19 protein-coding genes and 1 pseudogene are annotated in these 24,899 nt (G+C 60.3%); 5 read left to right on the top strand and 15 right to left on the bottom strand.

The genetic code is table 11. From position 1 onward, the window contains the following. Position 1: 1 nt before the first annotated feature. Genes nadE through HB778_RS41365 form a run of 3 tightly spaced genes read right to left on the bottom strand, consistent with a single transcriptional unit; the run spans position 2 to position 3,730 of the window. A complete protein-coding gene (gene nadE / locus HB778_RS07220) occupies positions 2–961 on the bottom strand; it encodes an NAD(+) synthase (RefSeq protein WP_244661847.1) in 960 nt (319 codons plus the stop codon). A 20-nt stretch (positions 962–981) separates the two neighbouring features. Next, on the bottom strand, positions 982–1,995 hold the full coding sequence (locus HB778_RS41360) for a thioesterase domain-containing protein (RefSeq protein ID WP_244661848.1): 1,014 nt from the start codon (positions 1,993–1,995) through the stop codon (positions 982–984). Continuing rightward, complete coding sequence (locus HB778_RS41365; protein ID WP_244661849.1) at positions 1,952–3,730, bottom strand: AMP-binding protein; 1,779 nt, start codon at positions 3,728–3,730, stop codon at positions 1,952–1,954. Before HB778_RS41365 ends, HB778_RS41360 begins: the two co-directional genes overlap by 44 nt. A 316-nt stretch (positions 3,731–4,046) precedes the next feature. Here HB778_RS41365 and HB778_RS07230 point away from each other — a divergent pair, with 316 nt between their 5' ends. Continuing rightward, positions 4,047–4,772: an AAA family ATPase gene (locus tag HB778_RS07230; RefSeq protein ID WP_183462630.1), complete on the top strand. Its 726-nt coding sequence runs from the start codon at positions 4,047–4,049 to the stop codon at positions 4,770–4,772. A gap of 79 nt (positions 4,773–4,851) precedes the next feature. Here HB778_RS07230 and glmS read toward each other — a convergent pair whose 3' ends face one another. Further along, on the bottom strand, positions 4,852–6,675 hold the full coding sequence (gene glmS, locus HB778_RS07235) for a glutamine--fructose-6-phosphate transaminase (isomerizing) (protein ID WP_183462632.1): 1,824 nt from the start codon (positions 6,673–6,675) through the stop codon (positions 4,852–4,854). Between the two features lie 648 nt (positions 6,676–7,323). Here glmS and HB778_RS07240 point away from each other — a divergent pair. Further along, the gene (locus tag HB778_RS07240) at positions 7,324–8,778 is read left to right on the top strand and encodes a hypothetical protein (RefSeq protein ID WP_183462634.1); all 1,455 of its coding nucleotides are present in this window, start codon (positions 7,324–7,326) and stop codon (positions 8,776–8,778) included. 48 nt (positions 8,779–8,826) lie between these two features. On the opposite strand, the gene HB778_RS07245 is transcribed toward HB778_RS07240, so the two are convergent. The 9 genes from HB778_RS07245 to HB778_RS07285 form a co-directional block, all read right to left on the bottom strand. After that, positions 8,827–10,170, bottom strand: a complete 1,344-nt coding sequence (locus HB778_RS07245; protein WP_183465034.1) for an HlyD family type I secretion periplasmic adaptor subunit — start codon at positions 10,168–10,170, stop codon at positions 8,827–8,829. A 26-nt stretch (positions 10,171–10,196) separates the two neighbouring features. Continuing rightward, a complete protein-coding gene (locus HB778_RS07250; protein ID WP_244661851.1) occupies positions 10,197–11,909 on the bottom strand; it encodes a type I secretion system permease/ATPase in 1,713 nt (570 codons plus the stop codon). Positions 11,910–12,304: 395 nt separating this feature from the next. Then, positions 12,305–13,078 carry a class I SAM-dependent methyltransferase gene (locus HB778_RS07255; RefSeq protein ID WP_348524689.1) on the bottom strand — a complete coding sequence of 258 codons (774 nt, stop codon included), beginning with the start codon at positions 13,076–13,078 and terminating at the stop codon, positions 12,305–12,307. 229 nt (positions 13,079–13,307) lie between these two features. Further along, entirely contained in the window at positions 13,308–14,567 is a 1,260-nt protein-coding gene (locus tag HB778_RS07260) for a polysaccharide biosynthesis/export family protein (RefSeq protein ID WP_183462638.1), read from the bottom strand. Then, the gene (locus HB778_RS07265) at positions 14,554–15,831 is read right to left on the bottom strand and encodes a hypothetical protein (RefSeq protein WP_183462640.1); all 1,278 of its coding nucleotides are present in this window, start codon (positions 15,829–15,831) and stop codon (positions 14,554–14,556) included. The genes HB778_RS07260 and HB778_RS07265 overlap by 14 nt, the downstream gene beginning before the upstream one ends. After that, positions 15,828–16,832 (bottom strand): NAD-dependent epimerase/dehydratase family protein, encoded by a 1,005-nt coding sequence (locus HB778_RS07270; RefSeq protein ID WP_183462642.1) that lies wholly within the window; start codon positions 16,830–16,832, stop codon positions 15,828–15,830. Before HB778_RS07270 ends, HB778_RS07265 begins: the two co-directional genes overlap by 4 nt. Before the next feature lie 44 nt (positions 16,833–16,876). Next, positions 16,877–17,431 (bottom strand): sugar transferase, encoded by a 555-nt coding sequence (locus HB778_RS07275; protein WP_244661852.1) that lies wholly within the window; start codon positions 17,429–17,431, stop codon positions 16,877–16,879. A gap of 116 nt (positions 17,432–17,547) precedes the next feature. Further along, positions 17,548–18,684, bottom strand: a complete 1,137-nt coding sequence (locus tag HB778_RS07280) for a DegT/DnrJ/EryC1/StrS family aminotransferase (protein ID WP_183462646.1) — start codon at positions 18,682–18,684, stop codon at positions 17,548–17,550. A gap of 32 nt (positions 18,685–18,716) precedes the next feature. Continuing rightward, positions 18,717–19,439, bottom strand: coding sequence for a nucleotidyltransferase family protein (locus HB778_RS07285; RefSeq protein ID WP_096449679.1), 723 nt, complete (start codon positions 19,437–19,439; stop codon positions 18,717–18,719). A gap of 604 nt (positions 19,440–20,043) precedes the next feature. On the opposite strand from HB778_RS07285, the gene HB778_RS07290 reads away from it, so the two are divergent. Beyond that, positions 20,044–20,721 (top strand): LuxR C-terminal-related transcriptional regulator, encoded by a 678-nt coding sequence (locus tag HB778_RS07290; RefSeq protein WP_183462648.1) that lies wholly within the window; start codon positions 20,044–20,046, stop codon positions 20,719–20,721. Between the two features lie 129 nt (positions 20,722–20,850). Here the strand turns inward: HB778_RS07290 and HB778_RS07295 are convergent, their stop codons facing one another. Both HB778_RS07295 and HB778_RS41370 read right to left on the bottom strand, forming a co-directional pair. After that, entirely contained in the window at positions 20,851–22,020 is a 1,170-nt protein-coding gene (locus tag HB778_RS07295; protein WP_244661853.1) for a sensor histidine kinase, read from the bottom strand. After that, positions 21,992–22,594, bottom strand: coding sequence for a hypothetical protein (locus HB778_RS41370; RefSeq protein ID WP_244661854.1), 603 nt, complete (start codon positions 22,592–22,594; stop codon positions 21,992–21,994). Before HB778_RS41370 ends, HB778_RS07295 begins: the two co-directional genes overlap by 29 nt. A gap of 290 nt (positions 22,595–22,884) precedes the next feature. Between HB778_RS41370 and HB778_RS07300 the strand changes: the two genes are divergently transcribed. Then, entirely contained in the window at positions 22,885–23,562 is a 678-nt protein-coding gene (locus HB778_RS07300; protein ID WP_183462650.1) for a helix-turn-helix transcriptional regulator, read from the top strand. A 239-nt stretch (positions 23,563–23,801) separates the two neighbouring features. After that, a pseudogene (locus tag HB778_RS07305) lies at positions 23,802–24,862 on the top strand (NAD-dependent epimerase/dehydratase family protein). Positions 24,863–24,899: the final 37 nt, after the last annotated feature.

Here is a 24,899-nt window from a genome sequence, read left to right on the forward strand (position 1 = left end):
GTCAATCCTCGCCAAATTCCACGGACAGCAAAGGCCGCGCGTGAAGATAGTGGGCGGCCCGCCGTTTCGCGTCGATGTCCTTGAAGACTTTCTGAAGCTGGAGCTCGGTGAGGCCGGCAACCGCCGCGACCTCATCGCTCGCGATCCCGTGGTTCAGGCCGTAAAGGCATAGATCCATCAGGTGATAGGGCAGCGCGAAGTAGAACTCCTCCTGGCTTTGCGCCATGGAGAATGTGTCGGTGGTCGGTGCCCGCTGGCGGATTTCCTCGTCCACGCCGAGATATTCCGCGAGTTGATAAACCTGGGTTTTGTAGAGGTGAACGATCGGCATCACGTCGGCGGTTCCGTCGCCCTGCTTGACGAAAAACCCCTGGTCGTACTCAAGAAGGTTCGGTGTCCCCGCCACCGCGTATTTGAGGCGGTCGGCGTGGTAGTATTCCGTCATCTTGCGCAGGCGCTGCTTATAGTTGGTTGCAGCGACGATCTGCAGATAGGCTGCTGGCGAAAGACGCACCGTGTCGACCTTGCCCTCCGGATCCTGGACGGTGAGCCGGGTGATGTTGAGGCCGTTGCTCTCGAGAACCGGCTCGATCACCAGCTTGCATTTCCAGCCTTCCCCATAGTCGGGAACGACGGTCCGGATCGCTTCGAGCTGCCTTCTATAGGCGCCAGTGGCCTCCAGTGCCGGGCCTATGTTTTCCAGGACGTTCTCAATGCCAAGCTGTGCCGCAACACGGCGGCCAAGTCTGAGCGAGTCGCCGGAGGAATCCCGCTCCGGCATGAACAGTCCCAGGACCTTGTCCCTGCCGAACGCGCGCGCGCACAAGGTCGCGACGACGGAGCTGTCGATGCCGCCGGAAAGCCCGACGACCACGCCGCGACGATGGAGCGTGCCAAGAACCTGCTTGCGCAAGGTGTCAACGATGCGATCGACCTCCGCACGAGCATCGAGCACCAGCACGTCCTTGCTGAACTGTGAGATCACGTCGATGACAGATCCTCCCTTTTGCGAGACTCGGCCGGGGAGTAGGTCTGCACGACGGCCGTCTCGATGAGCGGACGGTTGGTGGCAAGATTAGGCTCTATGACGAGGTCGATGTGGTTGCCCTTGATCGGAACCACGTCCAGATGGGCCAAAACGCTATCCCAGCCCAAAGTTCGAGGCATTCCCTCCCGACGACAGCGAAACAAGGTGCCGGCGATCGGCAGAGCCGGTTTCGGTCCGTCCAGCCACCGGAAGAAAGACCGCGCCCGCAAGACCTCCTGCAGTTCCAGTTTGGTTCTGAAGCTTGTCGGGTTGAACTCTCCCTTGGCAAAGCGGTCGAGAATCCTGGTGAGATACGCCTCGCGGCCGATGGCAACGGTGATTTTCGCAAGGGCTCGGCAAGCCATTCGGCGGGCCGATATGCGATTCGTGCGAATGCGATGGAATGTGCGGGTAAGTGTCTCCCAATGATTGCTCGGCTCGTCCAGCAGGCTCGTATCGAGGATACCCAAAAACCTTACCGGTCGACCGGCGGCCAGAAGCCGTGCCGCAACCTCGAACGCAACCGCGCCGCCAAGCGAATGGCCAAGAAGTCGCACAGGGCCGGCAGGTTGGGCGCGGTTTATCTGCTCGAGTGCGGCCGCAGCCATGGCGGCGAGACTGTCATGTCCATCCAATATCGCTGCGAGGCCAGGATACCGGATGGGGCTCACCCGGGCGACCTTGCCCATGGCGGCTGCGAAGGCGGCCAGGCTCGGACCATAGCCGACCGACCCTGGAAACAGGAAAAGAACCGGGGGATGACGCTTCTTCTCGCGCCGTTCGCCTGCCTGTGCCGATAAGACCGCCTCAACCATCTCGTTGAAGCTCATTCCGACGGTGAAGGCCTCGAGGCCCAGCTCTTGCCCGATAGCGCTCTCGATCGCCATGACGCAATGCAGCAGCTGCAGCGAATCTCCTCCCGCGTCATCCCAGTTTCCCGCGGCCACGCCGGTGTTGAGAACCTGCATCCACGCGTGCTGCACTATTTGCCTTGTATTCAGTTCGCCTCCCGCGGGGAGCGGTCGGGCACTGGGCGGCTGGTCGGCTGGCGCCGTCTTTCTCTCCGAGCGATCCATTTCGGTGAGTGTTGCCAGGTCGACCTTCCCCCAGCAGGCGCGGGATTGCGGCGATGGTGTGCAACCGCAAGGGACGCAGTGGCGCCGGCAACGTCGTTCTGACGAGCTGGCGAAGCTCCTCCGCGAAAGCAGCCCCGGCGAAGCGCTGGGGAACCGCGAATGCGATGAGTTCCTCCGCTGGCGTCACGATTGCCACGGCATCCGCCACCGAAGGTGCGCAACGCAGGACCCGTTCGAGCTCGGCGGGTTCGACGCGCCGACCATTGATCTTGATCTGGCGCCCTTTGCGGCCGACGATCCGCAACAGGCCATCATCATCCAGCCGAACGAGGTCGCCCGTCGCAAAAGCTCGAACACCGGGATCGTCCGGGTCCGGCCGCGCGGGAACGACGACACCGTTCTCCCAATGACCAAGCAGAACATAGGGGCTTCGGATCAGAAGCTCTCCGCTCTCGCCTGTCCCAACGTTGCGCCCCGTTTCGTCGACAATGGCGAATGCCATCCCCGGAAGCAGTCTGCCAACGGGGACCGTGGCGTCTTGTTCGGGCCAGTCCGGTGGCAAGAACCATTGCGAACCGGTGGTCTCGGTTGACGAGTAACCAATCTGGATCAGGCACTGGTCGGAAACGGCTTTGCGCAGCAATGCGATGTCCGTCCACGACACTTTCTCACCACCGAGCCGGGCCACTCTAAGTGACTGGAAGGCGTCAGCGGGGCCCTCGCTCAAGAGCGCCCGAAGCAGCGCCGGCACAAGATAGGCAACCGTCACGCCTTCGGCTTGCAACCGCGCGCGCACAGCGCGCAGGCCTACCGCCTCCACCTCGAGAAGATGCAATGTGGCGCCCGTCAGCAGCGCGGCGAAAATCTCCCGGCAACCGGCAATCGTGGCAGGTCCGGTCAGCGGCAGGAAAACGTCGTCCGCGTTGATATGGCACGCGTCGACATATTGCCGGACCCGCCACAGCAGGGCGCGTTGGCTGTTGACGATCCCCTTGGGACGTCCGGTGCTGCCTGAGGTGTAAAGCACCATTGCGGGTGCATCGACGGAAGCGGAATTGGGTGGTGGCAATGCGGGTCGACTGTTCGGCGCGACGCTGGCGGCTATATCGATCCATATGATGTCCTGTGCCAGATCGACGGAGCGAACCTCGCCAGCGCCTATGATAGCGCCGAGCCGCGCGGCATTCACAATCTCGATGATCCGGGAGCCCGGATCTCTCATGTTGAGCGGAACGCAAGGCCGCCCGGCCATTATGCTCCCCAGCATCGCCACAGGATACCAGGCCGAGTTGGCCTGAAGGATTCCGACCGCCTGTCCTTCGGGGACGACAGCAGCGATACGGTGAGACAGCGTCTCGACAGTCCGGAAAAGCTCAGAATAGGTCAGGCGATTGGCGCCGTCGCTGACCGCGAGCTTGTCGGGATATTGCCTTGCGACATTTCCAAGGTGATCGATGAGGGAAATGTCCGCAAAATCGGCGCCTATCTGTTGATAATGGCGCAAGACAGGCCCGCCCTCGTCGAGAGCATATTCGGGGATATCCGACCATTTGCGGATCGTCGCTGGTCGACAATCCACCTGCAGATCTTGATTCACCGCTTCAGAGTGCAGATACGCTGAAGACATTCAGGGCCCCACCAAGGTGAATGTTGACCATCGCTCGCGATTAAAATCTTTTCATCAATCATACGGATGATGCCTCGATCTTGATCAGGCAGCGCTTTCCCTCCCCGGCCTCCCTGAAGTTCTCCAATTTCTCTCCAGCAACAGCCGGTTCGCCCAGAGGTGCCCGACCGTGAAACGCTAGTCCAGGCCAATCCCGCGCCCCTCCGGCGGCAGGTTGAAAAGTCATTCAAATGAACGTTGGTGTGGTCTGTAATCTGGCTAAGCTTTGATCTGCAGGTGAATGACTGCTTGCTTGGAGACGCTTGGGCATACCGCCATGATCATCGAGTTGTTTGGGCCGCCTGGTGCAGGCAAGACCACACTTCTTCGCGGCCTCTGCCAGGGGATGGCGAAACATGGCATCAACGTTAAGACGGTCAACGGCTATCGCCTGATTGAATACGGGTCGGAACAGGATGATGGCCCGGAGGTACGCCATGGCATTGGGCGCATTGGCAGAAAGATCGCCACATCGGGCCCTGTCTTGCTGTCGACCTTGCCGAAGGACGGTGTCGCCGCGCGGCTTCTGGCTTCAATTCCCTTGAGAAGCCGCACATGGTCATGGCGTATGAAGGTCGACATCGCCCTGCTGTGCGAGTCCTGGCGTCAAGCGCAGGAATCGGAAGGTTACTTCATTTTCGAAGAAGGCCTGATCCAGGCTTTGTGCGCGCTGGTTTTGCTGGCACGAACTCCAAGCATCGACGTGGTTCGTGACTGCCTGGCGTTCCTGCCGCGACCGGACCTCCTCATCCAGCTCGATGCGCCGCAGCAAACGTTGCGCCGCCGTCTTATGGATCGGCATGCGCAGCAACCGCTCCTCGAGGTCCTCCTGTTCGAACTCGGCGTGGACAGGGGCTTGAGACAGGCCGATATTTCGAGGGAGATCGGCGAGTGCTTGCGCCAAGATGGATGGCCCTTGATACAAGTCAACGGTGCTGAACCTCACGATTTTGACAAGGTCATCGCGCGAGTCTTGGAAGAGCATGAGACCGCCCCGGTCTAGCGATGTGGTGGTCTCACGCCACCAAAATCCAAAGAACAGAAGCCAGTGCGAAAGGCATCGTCATCGTCCATCTCGCCCCCTACTCCACTGTCACCGATTTCGCCAGATTGCGCGGCTGGTCGACGTCGGTGCCCATGAACACGGCGGCGAAATAGGCGAGCATCTGGATCGGCAGCGCATAGATGATCGGCGAGATGATTTCCGGCACGTCCGGCAGGATGATCGTCTCCATCGTCTTGACGCTTGAGTGCGCTGCGCCCTTGCTGTCGGTGATCAGGATGATCTTGCCGCCGCGCGCCGCCACTTCCTGCATGTTCGACACGGTCTTCTCGAAAATGCGGTCATGCGGCGCAATCACGATGACCGGCATGTTCTCGTCGATCAGCGCGATCGGCCCGTGCTTCAGCTCACCCGCCGCATAGCCTTCGGCGTGGATATAGGAGATTTCCTTGAGTTTCAGCGCGCCTTCCATGGCCAGCGGGAAATTGGTGTCACGGCCGAGATAGAGCACGTCCTTGTAGCGCGACAGTTCGCGCGCGATGCGCTCGATCTGCTCTTCGAGCTTGAGCACCTGGTTGGCATAGCGCGGCGCTTCCGAGAGCGCGCGCACCAGGGTCTTCTCCTCATCTTTCGAGATCGTGCCGCGCGCCACGCCGGCGCGCACGGCAAGCGACGCCAGCACCGAGAGCTGGCAGGTGAAAGCCTTGGTCGAGGCGACGCCGATCTCGGGGCCGGCCAGCGTCGGCAGCACGACGTCGGATTCGCGCGCCATGGTCGATTCCCGCACATTGACGACGGCGCCGATCTTCATGCCGGCCTTACGGCAGTAGCGCAGCGAAGCCAGCGTGTCGGCGGTCTCGCCCGATTGCGAGATGAAGAAGGCGGCATCGTTGGCTGACAGCGGCATCTCGCGGTAGCGGAATTCCGAGGCGACATCGATGTCGACCGGCAGCCGCGCATAGCGCTCGAACCAGTATTTGCCGATCAGGCCGGCGAGATAGGCGGTGCCGCAGGCCGAGATCGCCAGTCGGCCAATTTTGGCGAAATCGAATGGCAGGTCGAGCGGCTTCGAGACACCGGAGACGAAATCGACGTAATGCGCCAGCGTATGCGAGATCACTTCCGGCTGCTCATGGATTTCCTTTTCCATGAAATGCCGGCGGTTGCCCTTGTCGACCATAAAACTGGTCGACAGCGACTGCTGGCGCTTGCGCTCGACCTTTTTGCCGTCGATGTCGAAGATGGCGACGCTGTCGCGGCGCACCACCGCCCAGTCGCCGTCTTCGAGATAGGTGATGGAATTGGTGAATGGCGCCAGCGCAATGGCGTCGGAGCCCAAGAACATCTCGCCATCACCATGGCCGACGGCCAGTGGCGGGCCATTGCGGGCGCCGACGATCAGGTCCTCGTCGCCCTTGAACATGATGGCCAGCGCAAAGGCGCCTTCGAGCCGCTTCAGCGCCTGATGCGCCGCCTCCACCGGCTTCAGCCCCTTGGCGAGTTCGCGCGCCACCAGATGCGCGACGACCTCGGTGTCGGTCTGCGACGAGAAGGAGTAGCCGTCACGGACCAGTTCGTCGCGCAGTTCGGCAAAGTTCTCGATGATGCCGTTGTGGACGATGGCGACGCCGTCGGAAAAATGCGGATGCGCATTGGTCTCGTTGGGCACGCCATGGGTGGCCCAGCGCGTATGGCCGATGCCGATCGTTCCCTCGAGCGGCTCTTCCTTGAGCCGGCGTTCGAGGTTGATCAGCTTGCCCTCGGCGCGGCGGCGGCCAAGTTGTCCCTTTTCGATGGTGGCGACGCCGGCCGAATCATAGCCGCGATATTCCAGCCGCTTCAGTGTGGCAAGGAGGAGCGGCGTAACCTGCGAATGGCCGACGATTCCCACGATACCGCACATGGCTTTGCCCCCATAGCCTGCAGAATTCCGGCCCTATCGCCGCAAAAAACCACACTATCCCTCCTTGATTGCGAGCTGATCGTTCATTTGAAGGAGTCTACGGACTTAATCGGCACCTGCACTGTCGTGCTTCCGAAGTGGTGGAGCTTGTGTCGTTGGCTGAGTGAAGCCCGCCCGGCGAACAGTTCGTTCGAATGATGCGCTTCCACCCGCCGAGGCGCATGTTGGGTCAGCCGGCAAACCAAAACACACCCAACAGCCGGTTAGGCCCGGCCGCCTGATGCCCCCCTACAAGAGGCTGTCGGGCCGCTTGATCTATCAGGGAGGCTTACCCGCGAGAGCGCTCCGGACGGCCTCCCATGCCGGCAAGCGAGCGGCGCCAGGTCCACGCAACAGAAGACGTCAAGATAAACACAACAGGGTCACCCGACGAAAAAGCGATCCTGGCATAGATCAGTAAGGCTGGTGGAGGTGATCGGCGACCAACAAAACCTCACAAGTCTCGATGACTTGTCGCTGTTGAGGCGCTGAATCGCTGGCGCTTGGCATCGTTTGATTGCACGAAGACGCTGAACTGATCTCTCGATACAAATGGAGGCTCAGTCCGCGCCTTGCTGGGTCCAGGAATGCGGAAGGGGGATGTAGGGCATGAAGTTCAGGGATCTGATCAAACGTGCCGACAACAATGTGGAGAAGTCATTCGACGACCTCGAAGCTGACTTGGCCGACGCCGTCGACGAGTGCCTTGGTTTGGACGACCTGTCAGCGCTGGTAATGGACGATGCCGCGGGCGAGCCGCCCATGCCAGACGACAACAGCGAACAGGACGACAGCCCGCAGACCGAGGATGATGCTGGCACCGACAATGCCGGCACACAGGAACCCGTGCGACGGCTGACCTCTCATACGCAGAGCCGTATGGCTGCCTTGAGTTCCTTTGATGGGCTGTTTCGCGATGCGAAGCTGCATTTCGAGGAGATCAACGCGAAACTGTCCGAGATCGCGAGCACACATCAACTCACCTTTGAATTCTTCCACATCCTTCACGCCGACATTCTCCGCGCCAACGAACTGGAACTCGCCAATCTAAACCTGACCGCGGAGCAAAGGAGCCTGTCGGACAAGCTCAATGACCTCAACCGAAGGCAGTATGAGCGTGAAAGCATGGTGGAGGCTTTGCAGCAGCGCGAGGCAAGCCTGATTCAGGACGGCGAGGCGCTTCGCGGCGCATTGGCCGCGGCAAGGCTGGAACTCGTGGAGGCCGCGAACACCAACGCAAAGAATGAAGCGGAATTCGGAGACCTCACAAACACGCTTGCCGCCGCAACCGTTGAGGCCGACAGACGCGCGCGCGAGAACAAACTGCTGCGTGAAAAGAATGTCAGCCTGTCGATCGACCTGGAAAAGGCGCTGAAGCGGGAGGACGAGGCGCGGCACAGGCTGGACGCCTTCTCCTCGATCCATGCCACCGAAGCTGCGAAAAATTCCGAAATACTGGGTGCGCTCGGTAAGAGCGAAAAGGAAGCGACACGGCTCCATCACTCGCTCGAGATCACCCAGGCGAAACTGTCGGAGGTGACGGAAACCGCCAGGATCATGGAGGCGGACAAGGATGCCGAGCTCGAACGCTGCCGGGCCGAGATTCGGGGATTGCGTTCCGAAGTTCAGAGCCTCAACTCGCGACTTGAGCTCACATCAAGCGCAAATAACGAAGCCTCGGCCGAGATCGACAGGCTCAGGCTTCAATGGAGCGACGCCGTGGCGGAAAAGCAGGTGGCGGATGAAAGGTTGGCTGCCCTCACCAAGGAAGTCGAAACCGACAAGCTGAACCTTTCGAAGATAACCGCCAATTTTTCACAGCTGTCGCTGCAACAGGCATCCGATCAGATACAACTCGATATCAGACGGCAGGAATGCGAGGACCTGCGGGCCGAAATTGCATCGGTCAACGCCCGGATCAGGGATTTGCTGCCCTATGAGAGGCTCCATAGCACCACGAACGCCGTGCCGCATAAGAACGATGTGGCCAAGATTCCGGTGACGGCGGAGCGAACGGTGCGTACCGCCCGCCGCGCCCGCCGGAGGGCGCTCACCGCGTCGTAGGAAGAAGAGCTAATCGCTTTTGCGGCTGGCTTCCAACAGTTCGCCATGTCATTGGCGGAAGGCCCTGGACATCTGATCCGTGAGAGGCTTCAGCAGATAAGACCAGACGCTGCGTTCGTCGGTGCTTATGTGGACCTCTGCCGGCATACCTGGTTTGAGCACCTTGGCATCCGTCAGGCAGGCTGCCTTGTTCTCGACATTGATACGCGCCGAGAAATACGAAAGCTGTTTTTGCTGATCCTTGATCAGATCCGCCGAGATGCGCTTGACCGATCCCTGGCAAGCCGGCGTGGTGCCGGCATCGAAAGCCGGAAACCGGATCGAGACGTGCTGACCTGGACGAACGTCGTCTATGCGCGATGGAGGAATCAGCGCGTCGACGACGAGGTTGTCGGCGTCGGGGACAATCATCATGATCACTTCGCCAGGGGCGATCACGCCGCCGATCGTGTGGATGGAGGATTCCTGCACCGTTCCCGATTGCGGAGCGCGGATGTTGGTTTTGGTCAGTTCGTCTTGCGCGACGACCTTGCGCTCGCTGAGTTCGGTCTGCTTGGCTTCCGTTTCACGAAGTTCGCTCGTTACTTCGCTGCGCCTTTGTTCGTCGAGCTGAAGAATCTGCAACTCGGTCTCGCTGATCCGGGCCTGTGCCTCAGCGACCGCCGCCGCGAGGCGTCCTGATTCTCCATGCGCCCGGGTGGCATCCAATCTGATGTTGCTCAGTCTCTCCTTGGACACCAACTTCTTTGTATAAAGCGCCTGGACATCGCCAAGATCTCCGTCCAGCAGGACCACGGACTGGTCTTCCGCGGCCTGCTGCGCCTTGAGGCCATCGATCTGGCGTTCGAGTTGCTTTGAACGGCTTTGCAACTGTGCCTTCTGCCCCGTCAACGCCGTTGCGCGGCTTTCGAACAGGGTGCGCTCCCCGTTCACCAGTGCAGCCAGTTCCGGATCGCCCATCCGTGTTTGAAGGCTGGACGGAAGCTGCATTTCCGTCAGACCTTGCCGCTCGGCCTCCAGCCGCGCAAGCCGGACGGTGGCGCGATCAAGATCCTCACTGATTATCTGCAGGTTGGCCCGCGTCAGCGTGTCGTCCAGCCTGGCCACCACATCGCCGGCCCGCACATGGTCCCCATCTTGCGCGAAGATGCCGCCGATCGTGCCGCCGGTCAGGTGCTGGACTTTCTTGATGTTGCTTTCGACCACCACGGTGGCAGGCGCAATCACCGCGCCGGCGATCTTCGTCAAACCGAGCCAAAGACCGCCGCCGGCAATCAACATGACGGTGACCGCCGCGCCCAGGATCAGGTTGGCCCTGATACCATCCTGTGCCCCGGCCGAATTCGCCTCGACCCTTCGGCTCCCATCGTCGATCGGAGCAAATAAACCCATCGTCACGTCAGACACGAAACAGCACCTCACGCATGACCGCTCACCCCTTTCTGCATCGGGACAACCGCCGCCGGCCGTTCAGCGGGCGAAGGGAAGGGCCGGATGACGTTGGCCAGGACCTCTTCGCGGGAGCCAAAGGAGTGAAGCGTCCCATTCGCCATGACGAGCACCTTGTCGATATTGGTGAGCGCAGAAGGACGGTGCGCAACAACGATGACGATGCCCCCACGTCGGCGCACGCCCAGGATCGCGCCGGCCAGGGCGGTATCGCCATCGACGTCCAGGTTTGAATTCGGCTCGTCGAGGACGACAAGAAACGGGTCGCCGTAAAGTGCCCTGGCAAGCCCAACGAGTTGCCGCTGTCCGGCCGACAGGGCTGCCCCTCCCTCGCCGACGCGTGTTTGAAACCCATTCGGCAATCGCATGATCATCTTGTCGACACCCGCGGCCCTGGCGGCTGCCAGCACGCCCTTGGCGTCACCCTTGCCGCCAAATCGCGAAATGTTATCGGCAACCGTTCCATCAAACAGTTCGACGTCCTGCGGCAGGTAACCGATATGCTCGCCAAGCTGTTCCTGGCCCCATTGGTCGAGCGAGGCTTCGTCCAGCCTTACCGTTCCGCGAAGCGGCTGCCACACTCCCACCAGCGCGCGCACAAGCGTCGTTTTCCCGGAACCGCTCGGGCCGACAATGGCCATGCCCGCGCCTCCAGACAGGTCGAAGCTGACATTGGCCACGGTCGGTTTTTGCTGGCCTGGCGGGGCTATCGTCACTTCCTCGACCGCAAGCATCGCCTGCGGGCGTGGCAGTTCCATGAGCTCGCCTTGGCTACCGAAGGCGGACAGCGCCGCTGTCAGTTGGGAATAGCTCTGACGGAACGCCACAAACCCTCGCCAGTTTGCCATCGCCGCGTCAACCGGGGCCAACGAGCGGCCGAGCAATATGGAGGATGCTATGATCACACCGGGCGACGCTTCACCCCCGATCACGAGGTAGGCGCCAAGTCCCAGGACGCAGGACTGCAAGGCCATCCGCAGCGCCCTCGACAGTGAACCGGTGGCGCCGACAATGTCGGAAAGGCGCTCCTGGTGCGTGAGATATGCGTGATTGATCTCACCCCAGCGGCGGGCGAGGCGGTCCGAAAGGCCCATGGCGCGCACAACCTCCGCATTGCGGCGGCCGGCATCGGCAAGGTTGCGTTGCGACACGAGCGTCTCGGACGCACGCGCCGCCGGTCCGCGGCCAAGGACTTCCGCGATCGCCGTAAGCAGCACGACAACAATCGCACCACTCGTTGCCAGTAGGCCGAGCGCAGGATGCAGAAGATAGATGACCAACAGATAAAACGGTATCCACGGCGCATCGAAGATGACGGTCGGCCCCAATCCTGAAAGGAAAGCGCGCAACTGGTCCAGATCACGAAGCGGATGTATCCGGTTTGCATCCTGGCCGCCGATGAGCGGTAAGGACAGTGAGAGGCCGAAGACCCTTTGCTGCAGCTTCTTATGGAGACGATTGCCGATTCGAACCAGGAGGCGAAGCCGCACGAAATCCAGCAACCCGTAGACCGCGTAGAGGCCCAGCATTCCGATCGTAAATCCGACAAGCGTCGGAACGCTCTGCGAAGGCAGAACGCGGTCGTAGATTTGCAGCATATAGACGGAGCCGGTCAAAGCGAGAATGTTTATGACCGCCGAGAACATACCAACGCCTACCAGCGCGGGCACGGCGTCAAGCATGGCGCCACGTAGATTGGGCGAGCGTATCCCACCGGAACTCATGGCTTGCTACCTCCGACAAGAAGTCGTCGGGTCGGCCGGTCGGTTCCGCCGGGCATGGACAAATTTTGGGTTTTCAGGAGCGTATCCCTCTTTACCTTCTAATATTACGCCCCACTAACGTACGTGGCCTTTCTTTCAAATGTAGCAAAATCGTGGCGCCAGCCCGAGAAAGCCCGAACTGGAGCATTAAATCAGGGGAAAACTGCCGTTTTAGGGTGCATTGGTGGCTGTCGAGGGTCGCGTTCCAGGCTACGGCAGCGACACCGTACCTTCCTTTCGGGAGGTGATTCGCCCCTCAGGCAAATGGCTCCCCAGCCGTTTTCACGGAGCCATTTGAGTGTGCGATGTCGTTTTTAGCGCTTCTTCGCAACAACCAGGAAATGCTGCGCCAGTTGTCCAGGAACGCGAAGAGTTCTGGACACCTTCTCGAAGGGCTCGATCAACGCTCCACAGACCCCTGGCAAGAGGTTTCCCGGCCGGGGCAGATAGCCGTAAGGTGTCATCTCCTCGACACGGAACCCCGACGCGGTCAGGAGTTCCTTGAACGCCGTTGTGCTCAGCGTGTGGCGAATTGTGCGTCCAGACAACCGGTTGAGCAGCCTGCAAACCAGGCCGATGGGTGAAGTCGCGTTCATATGAACATTGCACACAAGTCGCCCGCCGTCCTTCAGATGCTCATTTATCGCCTTCAGCGCATCCGACTTCAGTTGATCCTCTGCGTTCAGGAAGAAGCGAAATGCCGTTACGACGTCGAAGGTCTCGCCGAGAGGCTCCCTCGTCATATCGATGTGACGCAGTCTCACATTGGGTGGAACTTGCGCGCAGTCGAGCATGGGTCTGGAAATGTCGGCGCCCACCACCTCGCCGAAGAGCCCGGCCGCCACGTTGGCGATGCGACCTGTTCCGCATGCGAAATCGAGGCACTTTCGGCCGGCTCCCCCATTGGGCGAAGAACGTCCAGGATCAGCGGCTTTTCGATTTTCTCCCAAAGCGCGCCATAATAGCCGGACTCGTGTGTTTTGTTGTAATGCGCGCCGTAGCCTGGCGCGCAATGGCTGGCCCTGTAGTCGTTCGACGCTCGGTCGCCTTGTGGGTGGGCCTGCTGGCTGGACGTCAGCTCCTGCCAAACTCGGGACTTACCGGTCTGAGGCCTGGCCCGCGGAATCCGCGCTGCTGAAGGCGTATCGAAAGCATAATTTGCCGACTGAGCCATTTGAGCCGCGTTCGTCGACGGCGCCGGCTTCACCCCTTGCTTGGAATTGAGCCTCACCTGTATCTCCCGTTACATTGTGTTCGACTGCCCGATCGAACAGTGAGCTCCCCAAGCCCATTTTATCGGACTGCTACCGAGGCGGCCTATTGGATCGCCGCGCTTTGCAGATCACTGTTGAACCGGGCTTCGACGGTATCCCCCGGCATCACAACGGTATCTTCGTCAGCCGACAGCTTGCGCCACTCATCACCTATCTTGCGGACGATCGTGACCTGAGCCTGGATCGTTTCGCCGGCAATCGGCAATGGCTGAGTGGATGCGCCGGTCGGTTGCAGCTTCTCGCTGGCGGCGTGGAGTTTGGCGGTGACATCCCCCAGCCGCGCGTTGGTGTCCTTCAGATCCGTCAGCAAGACAATCTTCCTCTGATTGTCATTGCGTTCGTGCTGCCTGACATAATCCTCCTGCTGGCGCCGCGCTCTCATGAGCTCGACCGTGGTTTGCAGCGCACCGCTCGACGACAGAAGCAAGGCGCGCCTGACATCGGCGAGCCGATTGTTGGTCAGATTGCCTGCGTCAAACGCCTTGGTTACTTTCGCTAGGTCTTCCTGATCCGCCTTCACGCTCTCGGCCTCGACCTGTTCTCGCTTCTGCAGAACCTCGATCTGATCGGCCGCATCCTTCTCGCCCTTCTCAAGAAAAGCCTGCTCCTGCTGGAAATCGCTCAGCGCAATCTTCAGCGCGTCCGCTTCAGCCTGGGCGATCGCGGCGCCGACGCTGGGCGACAGAGGTGACCCTTGTGGTGTCTGCTTGTCGAAATCCGCCTGGCCCTGAAGTTCGGCGCGGATACGGGCGGCGTGAAAATAGTCTTTGGTGTAATCCCCCCAAAGTGTTTCGTAATCGCGCCTGAGATCAACCGGATCGGGCCCGGTCTGGCCTGCTCGTGACCGCAAAAGGCTGAAGCCGCCGGAGACGGCAAGCGCCTGCCGCACGGTCATGAGCGGACGATAGGCCTGTTGTCCCGGGGTAAGCACGTCGCCCATCACATAGATCGGACGATACTCCGCGATGATGGCAGTCACGTCGTCCGGCTTGACGACAACCATCTGCTCGCGTCCATCGGGCAGACGCACATGAAAGATCTTGGTCGGTAAAAGCGTTTGCATGCGCGTCTGCAATTGAGACGCCGTCAAGCCTGCGACCATGATCATCCCGACTGCGGGAAGGGCGATATTGCCGTCCATCTGGACCACCGCGCGCTGCGTTCGCTCCGGGATCGGCGCTATCCCAATCTCGACGGTATCGCCAGGTGACAGTTGATAGGGCTCGGCGTCGCCTGCGATGGCCATCGATGTCAGGGACATCACGGCAGCCGCGGCAAGAATGGTTCGTTTAGTGAAGGCCATTTGCGACAATCTCCTTCTGGTTCGACACCGGCTCCCAAGGCCAATCAACACGAGCAACGAAATCGTACACCGGGCCGCCGGGCACGCCCCAATTGCTCGACCAGACCACCTGTGAGCCATCGGGAGACGGCGAGGCATGCGTCTCGCTCCAGTAGTCGAAGTGCGCGTTTTGCGTGTCCACGATACGGCGGACCTCTCCGCTGCCGTCCAAACGCAGCGCAATGACCTGCTGCGCGTAGGGCGCCCAATCCGGATGCTGCGATATCTCGGCTGGTGTCCCGCCATAGCTCAGAAACACCCAGCCCGGCCTGTCCAGGGACCTGAGCGACGCATGCATGGCCTCGCCATATTTCATCAGCGAGGTGACCTTGCCGTCGGCTAACCGGCGTTTGATCACCTGATATTTGTCGGGATCCGATTTGCTGATCCCGACATAGATTTCGCTGCCGTCGGCATCGACCGTCATGTCGCCGTGACCGGGCCGGTGGTGCTCCATCCACTTCTGGCGCAAGACGCCATCGATGGAAAAGACGAAGCTCGGCTCATTGCCGTCCGGCAATGCCTGTGAGCACACAATGTTGATGCCGAGCGGGGAGATCGAGCAGGAGCCGGTGGTTCCTGGAAGCTGGGCAAGATCGATATCCGGGAATTTCTGCCTCAGCTTGAGGTCGTAGCCAAAGACCACCGATTTGCCATCATTGCGCTTTGCACGCACCGCAATGCGGTTGCCGTCGCGGCTCGGATTGCCTTTGTAGGGCCCGAACTTGAGATCGCTATAGGCTGCCGAGGTGAACACGATGTCTTCGTGATCGGTGCGTGGCGCCCAGGTCGAAATCTGCCGGCCAGCAACGCAGATCATCAGCTCGGGATCCCTGGGATGCCATTCGCATTCGGTCGAGCGGTTGCGGTGGAACAATGGAACGTAGCTGTGCCCGTCGAGAAAGCACATGCCACCGCAACCATTGACGATCAGGAGAAGGCTCTGGTCAGCATTCCAGGCCTGTGCGCTCGAGTAACGGTGGGTGCAGTATTTCTTCCCGCAGACACCCGCGAGACCAAGAATTCCGGGTTCGGTGATCCGCACGAGAATCATGCCGGACCATGGATCCGTCGTTTCGCGCAGATAGCCCGGCAGGTTTCTTGCCGCCTGTGCGGGCGACGGTTGCGATGCGCTGCTTTCGCGACCACCGGCCATGTAGATATTCAGGAACATGGCGCCGGCAATCAGCAGCAGCGCCGATATATGCCGGCGGAGCCGGGTCATGTCATGTAACCCATTTCGCGCCTCACCCGGCCTTCACTAAGGCGCGCGCGCCACCATGCGATCGTTTGCGCCAGCCCGTCGCGCAGGCTGGTCTGCGCCCGCCATCCAGTCTCGCCTTCAAACCGCGAGGAATCGGCGAGCAAGGCGCGAACTTCCGAATTTTGCGGCCGCAAACGGCTTTCGTCTCGATGGATCGGTTTTTTGGAACCGCTCAATTCGAGGACAAGGTCCAAGACGTCGGAGACGGTCACGGCGCGTTGGCTGCCGGCATTGTACGCATGGCCGAATTCAAGCCGGGCCAGGCCCGCAGTCAGGAACGCTGCCGCAGTGTCTTCCACAAAGGTCAGGTCACGGATCGGGCTTGTATCGCCGACCATGATCGACGGGCAATTCGGGTCGAGGGCCTGCCGGATGATGGTCGGCACGATGGCGCGCTCACTCTGGCGCGGACCATAAGTGTTGAAGGGCCGCATGATGACCACAGGGACATCGAACGACCTGGCGTAGGACTCCGCCATCATGTCGGCGCCGATCTTGGACGCCGAATAGGGTGACTGTCCCTGCAGCGGATGCGTTTCGCGGATGGGCATGGTCTGGGCGGTTCCATAAACCTCGCTTGTGGAGGTATGCACCACCCGCTCCGTCTCCCATTGACGTGCCGCTTCAAGCACGTTCACCGTGCCCAGGACGTTGGTTTCCACATAGGACTGGGCAGCCGCGTAGGAATATGGAATCGCGATCAGCGCAGCCAGATGAAACACAACGGCCTGGCCGCGCATGACCCGGTTCAGGAACGCGCTGTCGCGGACGTCGCCGCGGACAAGCTTCAGCCGGCTCCGGATGTTGTCGGGCAAATCATCCAGCCATCCATGGCTGTCGAAGGAATTGTAGAGCGCCAGAGCCGTGACATCCGCTCCATTGCGGACGAGCGCTTCGGTGAGATGCGAACCGATAAATCCATCCGCGCCCGTCACCAGAACTTTCTTGCCGTTGTAGCTCATGACTGCGCATTCCCTTGGCTGACTGGAGCGCTTCCTTTTGGGGTTCATACATTGATCGGCTGTGATGGAACCCAGCCGACAACCGCCAGGAAGCCGCGCACCATCCACACGATGTCGGAGGCGATGGTGCGCTGTGGATAGTAGGAGAGGTCGAGTCTGGCTTTGGCGGGGAACATAACCTCCCGGTAAAACAGGATCGGATCCGCGGATCGGGGAAAGAAATGCGCCTCGTGCCGGAAGAGAACCTGGGTTGGCCCCAGCAGGCCGGGCTTGTATTGCAGGACGGCCTCGAGGCCACCCCGGAAACAATCGGCGAAAGCCAGGCTCTCGGGTCGCGGCCCGACGATCGCCATCTCGCCTTTGAGGACGTTCCACAGCTGCGGCAGTTCGTCGAACTTCGTTGCGGCGAGGAATCGGCCCACCGTCGTCATGCGGCTGTCGCCCACGACGGTCAGCGCGAGGCCTTGAGAGCCGCAGTTCACACCGAACTTGCGAAATTTGTACATGCGGAAGGGTCGGCCACCAGCGCCCATACGGGTCTGTGCGAACAAGATCGAGCCTCCGCCTTCGAACAGCAGCGCTCCGGCGATCAGCAGCATCAATGGTGCGAATAGGACGGCCGCGACGCCCGCGACCACGAGATCGATCGAACGTCTCGCCAGCCCGTGTACGGGCCTTGAGACGACGCGCCGATGCACGGAAAGATCTAATGCATTCATGCGGCAGTTCCTGTTTGGGCGCCGCCGTTGAGCGCGGCTGCGAGTGCAGACACAACCGCTTCGGCGACAGGTGAAGTGATCTGGGGATGCAGTGGAATTGTCAGCTCTCGCTGCGCAAAGTCCTCTGTCCGCGGCAAAGTGATGCCGGGGTAACGCTCGCGATAGAACGTCATCTGGTGCACCGGCGGATAATGAATCGTGGTCTGTATCCCCTGCGTCCGCAGTTCGTCGATAACGTCCTGCCGCCTCGCGTAGCGCGGCAGGAGGACCGGCATGATGTGGTAAGCCGACGTCCGGGGTTCGCTGAATGGAATGGTCACGGCCGGGCAATGTTCTGCGATGAGGCGCCGGTAGAGGACGGCCAGGATGCGCCTGATTTCGTTCCACTCTTGCAGGTTCTGCAGCTGAACCAGCCCAATCGCCGCCCGCATCTCGTCCATGCGGTAGTTGAACCCGAGCATCGTGACATCATATTGCGGGGTACGACTGTTCAGCCGCTGATGTGTCCCGCTGGTCATCCCGTGCCCACGGGCCTGGCGAACCCTGTCGAGGAGATCGGGGTCGCGGGCGATCACCGCGCCCCCTTCCGCCGTTGTCATGTTCTTGTTGCCATAGAAGCTGAAAGCAGCCGCGGTGCCGAACGTCCCCACTTCCCTGAGGCCGGGCGCATGCGCGGCATCCTCGATGATATGCAGTCCTCTAACCCGGGCGAACCGCTGCCATTGTTCCCGATTGGCGAGATAGCCCGCGAAGTGAACGAGAATGACCGCCTTGGTGCGTGGCGTGCACCGCGCTTCTGCTTCCGCAAGCGACATCAACGGCACGTCGACCGATTCGATGTCGACAAAGATCGGAGTCGCCCCGACATAGAGCACCGCATTCGCGGTCGCCACGAACGTCAGTGACGGAACCAGCACTTCGTCGCCAGGGCCTATTCCCAGTGCATGCAGGATAAGATGAAGCGCCGCGGTGCAGGAACCAACCGCAACGCAATCCTGCGCGCCATGCATGGTGGCAAAGGTCTGCTCGAACTCTCGTACCCTATCCCCCATGGTAAGCCAGCCGCTGTCAATCACCTTGGACAGGGCCACCTTCTCCGGCACGCCTAGTATCGGGGCGCTCACCAAGAGCATCTTGACCTCCTGAACTCGTTATTTGCGGGTTTTCATGCGGCCGCGGCTGCGACCTCGATCGAGGTCGACTGCTCTTCCCAGGCAATCGCTTGCGCATTCTGGAAGTCATCAACGCGACCGATGTCGAGCCAGAGACCATCATGCTTGTACACGTGCACGGTCGTGCCGCCCTGCATCATCTGCAGCATCAGGTCGTCGAACCCAAATGGGATGCCGGAAGGAATGAACCGCAGGACATCCGGGTTCATGCAGTAAATCCCCATGCTGACGAGATGGGAAAGCGTCGGCTTTTCCCGAAAGAGCTGAACGGCATTGTCGATCTCGTCGATGACGCCGAAGTCCATCTTGATATGGCGGCAGGCCGTGGCGATCGTAACCGGATCCTTGTGCATGCGGTGCGCGGCCACGAACCGGCTGAGGCTCAGATCGGTAAGAACATCGCCGTTGAGCACCACAAATGTTTCGTTCAGTTCATCCCTGATCAGAGAGAGAGGCCCGATGGTGCCCAGTGGCTCCATTTCCTGGGTGTATCTGATCTTCAAATTCCATTGCGATCCGTCGCCGCAGACGCTGCGGATCAAGTGCCCGAGATACCCGGTCGTGATATAGACCTCTTCGATACCGTTGCGCCGCAGCCACTTCAGAAGCAGCTCAAGAACGGGCCGGGCCCCTATCGGCATCAAGGGTTTCGGCAGGACCGACGTGAAAGGCCGAAGGCGCGTACCCATCCCACCACATTGAATCACCGCTTTCATCCGATCCTCCCGAGTTTATTCAGCCCGAACATCATCGTTGCGAATGGAGTGCTCGCAGGGTCGCCCACGAGCCAATCCGAACACCTCATCATGAATGGTATGATCACTCTGAATGGGTGTCGTCGTGCATTCGAATGGTAACGATCCCAAGCGTTTCCGGTATTAAATAGCCGCAGGATCAAGGACAGACCCAAGCGCTTTGGACCTGATCATGAGACCAATGAAACCGAATCAGTCTTGCGATCAAAAAACAATGATTTGCCCAGTGCCGAAGCCGGGCCGCGCGCCTCTGGCGAAGGCAGGTGCCGCATCAAAACACTGTGCGGCACACTGGTTTTGGACACTGGAAACGGAAACTCGGCATCGTTCGGCGGGCAGGTACCGCACGCCAGCGTTAAAAAAACTAATAGAAGATCGTCGCAAATTAGTATTACATTAGCCATGTGTGATGTGCGTGGATGGGGACGCTGCGGACTTCACTGTGATGGGATGACCAGTGGTTGGACACGATTCTAGGATCGCCGCGGTTCCGTCCATCACACAGGAATGGGAGGTTCCAACGGGTTTTCTCGTCGGGAACCGGGTAACGCGTTGGGGTGGTTCAATGTATCGGATCGTCATTGCCGATGATCACGGCTTGTATCGGCGTGGCCTCCGGCTGGCACTTATGGCTGGAATTCCAGGTGCCGAGATATTCGAGGCTGCGTGTTTCGATGCTGTGGTCAATCTTCTGGAGGAGCAGGCATCCATCGATCTTGCGATCCTCGACCTGAACATGCCTGGGCTGTTTGATCAGCAAGTGCTCAGCGAGGTTCTCTCCGCCTATCCTGGCACACGCTTTGCGATCGTTTCCGGGGACGATTCCCGCTCGGAGATTCTGACGGCTCTTTCGATCGGGCTCCATGGTTACATCGTCAAATCGCAGAAAGACGAGGAAGTCGTGCTGGCGGTAAATGAGATCCTCGCGGGTCGGATCTATGTACCAGCACTCCTGTCTCGGACGTCTGGGGACCAGAGATCGTATGCCGCCCTGCCCTCGGCGAAAAATCCAATCCGTCGACGCGTGGGCTCGAGCGATCTCGGCAGGCTGACGTCGAGGCAGAAGGACGTCCTCAAGCTGATGGCGGAGGGGTACTCGAACAAGGAGATCGCCCGCAATCTGGATATTGCCGAAGCGACAACCAAAATCCATGCCGCTGCCATTCTGCGCGAGCTCGGGGTACGGAACCGGACTGAAGCAGCTGTTTTGCTGCAAACCTGGCAGTCGAGAAATGTGAGCTGATTTATGCCACCCGAAGCTGGTAGCGGTTTGGACCGGCATGTAGAGGGTAGACCTGCGAGACCGACGCGCTTTGGTCTTTGTTACGGATGCAAGTTTCCCGGATCCGAGGTCGTTTTGCAGCGACATCCACTATAATTCAATTTCCTTCCGCGATAACCGCAAGGAATATCGCAGTCCGTGCTCCGATATTTCCAGTTTCGGGGAGTGACCGACTAGCGGCGTGCCGTCCACGCCGATTATCATGGACCCGAAACCGTGGCGCACGACCTTTGAGTTCTTCCGCCGTCCCGATTCCACCCAATCGAACACGAGGTCGTCGCCTGCGCCGTCGGATGCGAATTGCCACTTAACTTCGACCTTGCCTTGTGAGTCACCCAGCGCACCGTGTTTCACGGAGTTTGTCGTCAGCTCGTGAAGGATCATCGCAAAGCTCTCGGCGGCGCCACTTGGCACTGTGAGGGCGGGGCCACTGATCGTTATGTCCCGTGTCTCCTTGAAAGGCTGCAACTCCTGGGCCACGAGGTCGTGGAGCATCCCGGACAGGCTGGTATGACGAGACAGCAGCAGATGCGTCGCTTCCAGCGTTCGAATCCGATCGACCAGCATCTCCTTGTATTTGGCAACGTCGTTCTCGGGAACATTGATCATGTTCACCAAGGCCGTGATCACCGGGAACAAGTTGCTGAACCGATGGCGCTCTTCGAGCATGATGCGCTCGCGCTTCTTCACGGCGGCGCGAAGAAGCGTGGTTTGTCGACGCTCGGTCAGATCGGCCGCGATCCCGATGCGGATCGCACGATCGCCGTGTTCTTCCTGCCGTCCGCGCAGAGCAACCCAGCGTATGTGACCATCCATCCGCCTGACACGAATCTCGATGTCGTAGTTCACCGCCGACGAGGGTTTTGCCGAGGCAGCCAACTTCGGCCAGTCGGCTGGATGGATGACGGTCGAGAGTTCTTCCAAGCGGCGGACGGGCGTCGGCGGCAGACCGAGAATGTCCCAGAACTTGCCGGAGCCCTCGACCGTCCCTTCCTTGAGATCTATTCGCCACGTACCCAGGCGTCCGGCAGACAGAGCGAGATCAAGCCATTCCTTCTGAGCCCGGAGGGCCTCGCGTGCGGCTCGTCGCTCGGAAATATCGTCGATCACCACGAACACGCTCTCGGTGGATGCCTCGTCAGGCCGCGATGAAGACAGGGACAGACGAGCCCAGAATGCCTTGCCGTCCTTCCGCAGCAGGCGAATATCCGCAGCGGACGACGAGGCGCCGTTATCCAAATCTTTCAACAACCCCCGCACGGCATCTCGATCGTCGCGAAGAACGAGCCCCTCCAGCTTGAGCTGGGCAAGTTCCCCCTCCTTCGTAGCCGGTCATCTCGGAAAAGCGTCTGTTCGATTGCAGCAGTTCGCCACGTCGATTGGCATTTGCAAAACCCAAGGCGGCGCGCTCGAAGGCCCAACGATAACGACTCTCGGCGGCATCGATGGCAGCGAGCCTCGCCTCCGCAACCTCGAGCGCCGCGCGCAGATCCTGTCGCAGGCGGTGGAACACAAATGCGATCAGGCCACCGGAGACCAGAAGGAAGATGGCGCTCGTCCAATCTTCAGCAGAGAGTTGGGCGTTCAGAACGCGTCGCATCCACAAGCCGGCGGCCGCCATGAGAAGCGTTGCGGCGATGGCAACCAGACGCCCTTCGAGATAAACGATAACAATAATTATGGGGATAAACGCAATAAACGTCACCCCTTCGCCGACATATATCGTATTTATCGCTTCGAGTACTATCGCTGCTGCAAGCACCAATAGCGAAGCTACATGAGCCAACGGGGTGCTTGACACGTTCGATTTGAGCCAGCGCAGGTACGAACCCATGCTCCCAGACTACAACCTTCTGTCTAGTTCGTCGAGACTAGGCCGCGACGGGGCAGCCTAGTACCACTGCCGGATTGCCATGCCCTTGCCGGCGAATAGAATCAGGCTCGGTTGGGCTCATCAAAAAGGCATGTTCAACGAACGCTGCGGAACAGACTTGCCGCGGATTTCTTCAGACGTGTCGAAAATCAAGCCAAAGGAGTGCATTCCCGTCAGTTGGCGGAATTAAAAGCAAGTAAATCGCACAAGATTTACTTGGATCAGTAGCAACTAGGGTTGGGGTAGAGGCGATGACACTGATTGAGAGGCGCAACGAGGCGGTTGCGATCAGCCAATACATTTCACTGAAGGATACTCGTCACGCACGTCCGATACACCTGTCGGATCGACCGGACGCCAGAATCGGCGGACCGCAGCGACGCAGTTTGGAATCCATAACCGGCATGCTTGACCGCATCGGCTGCGGCTATTTCGTGCTGGACCGCGACAGGAAAGTAATCGAGTGGAACGCAGCCGCTCAAGAGACGCTAGAGCGCCAGGGTGAAGCGGCCGACACGGCAGGCGAGCTTTCCGCCGGACTAAGGCGGCTGGTCGCGAATGTTCCGGTTCACTTTCAGCCGGGCACACTTTCATGGGTGGTGATCCGCAGCAGGGGCGACAGGCCGGTGGTCCTGAATGAGACGGGCGTTGTCACACCGGACGGTACCAGCATCGTCGCATTGCTGGACCGGGAGAACACATCGTCGGCAAACCCTCAGACCTTGCAAAGGATGTTCGGTTTGACCAGTGCGGAAACGCAGCTGGCGTTGCGCCTGGCGCATGGCGATGCGCCCCTGGAGATCGCCCGCAGCTGGCATCTCAGCCGCACGACGATCCGTTCCCAGCTTGCCTCGCTGTTCGCCAAGACCGAGACAAGGCGTCAGGCGGAGTTGGTGGCTCTTCTGGGGCGCATTTCGGTCCTGCCATGAAATTGCAACGGCCGGGCGTCGGCAGCCGCCCGGATTCAGGCGATCGACATCAGGCCAATGCCAACGCGGCGGCATTCTGCGGCCGCGATGGGGCAGATCGTTGGCAGCGCCACCCCACCCTTTCGACGCGCTATCGGCAAAGCAGGATCTCGCAACAGGAGTGACTTGCCATGGTCGAAGCAAATTCGACGGTTCACAAGCTGGCGGATACCGCTCGAGCGCGGTCGGATGGTGCTGTATTGAAACTTGCACGCGCGGGGCCCGTCGTCGTCACAGGCGCCGCCGGGTTCATCGGCTTTCATGTTGCGTTACGGCTCTTGCGGCAGGGCGTTGACGTCATCGGCGTCGACAATTTCACGCCCTACTACGACCTGAGGCTGAAGGAGGCGCGATTTGCACAGCTCTGCGCCGAGCCGAGGTTCACGCCCATGCGGATGGACCTGGCGGACCAGGTACTGGTAAAAGCGCTGTTTTCCGACTTCCAGCCATCGCACTTCGTGCACCTCGCCGCTCAAGCCGGCGTGCGTTATTCGCTCGTCGACCCGCATGCCTATGTGCAGTCGAACATTGTCGCGTTTCTCAATGTCCTGGAGGGCTGCCGGCACGCCGGCGTCAGCCATCTCGTCTATGCCTCGTCGAGTTCCGTTTACGGCGCCAATCGAAGCATCCCGTTTTCCGAGCACCATGGCGCCAGCCACCCGGTCAGCTTCTATGCCGCGACCAAAAGCGCGAACGAATGCATGGCGCATTCGTACAGCCATCTGTTCGGCTTGCCCGTGACTGGATTGCGTTTCTTCACCGTCTACGGGCCTTGGGGCCGGCCCGACATGGCGGTCTATACGTTCACCCATGCCATCGCCGAGGGACGGACGATCGAAATCGCCAATGCCGGCCGCGTATGGCGAGATTTCACTTACATCGACGACATCGTGGAAGGGGTGGTTCGCGTGCTCGCTGCGCCGCCGCGCCGGATCCGGACTGGGACAGCCTCGCGGCCGATCCCGCCTCCAGTTCGGCGCCATATCGGGTCTACAATATCGGCAACGACCGGCCCGAAGAGATCAACCGTCTGATCGCAATCATCGAGACGGCCCTTGGCCGCCGCGCCCTTCGCGTCAACGTGCCTTTGCCCCCGGGTGACGTCCTGGAAACCCGCGCCGACGTCAGCGACCTCCGCCGTGCTGTCGGCTTCGCACCGGCGACAGCACTCGAGGACGGGGTGCAACGTTTCGTGGAATGGTACCGGGATTTCCATGCAAGGCCCGTCGGCCGAAAACGACAAGCGTTCATTCAGGCATAGGGCGGGAACAGGGCCGGACGGCGAGCACAACGCCGGC

It is taken from the genome of Mesorhizobium huakuii (assembly GCF_014189455.1).
Lineage (GTDB): Bacteria > Pseudomonadota > Alphaproteobacteria > Rhizobiales > Rhizobiaceae > Mesorhizobium > Mesorhizobium huakuii_A.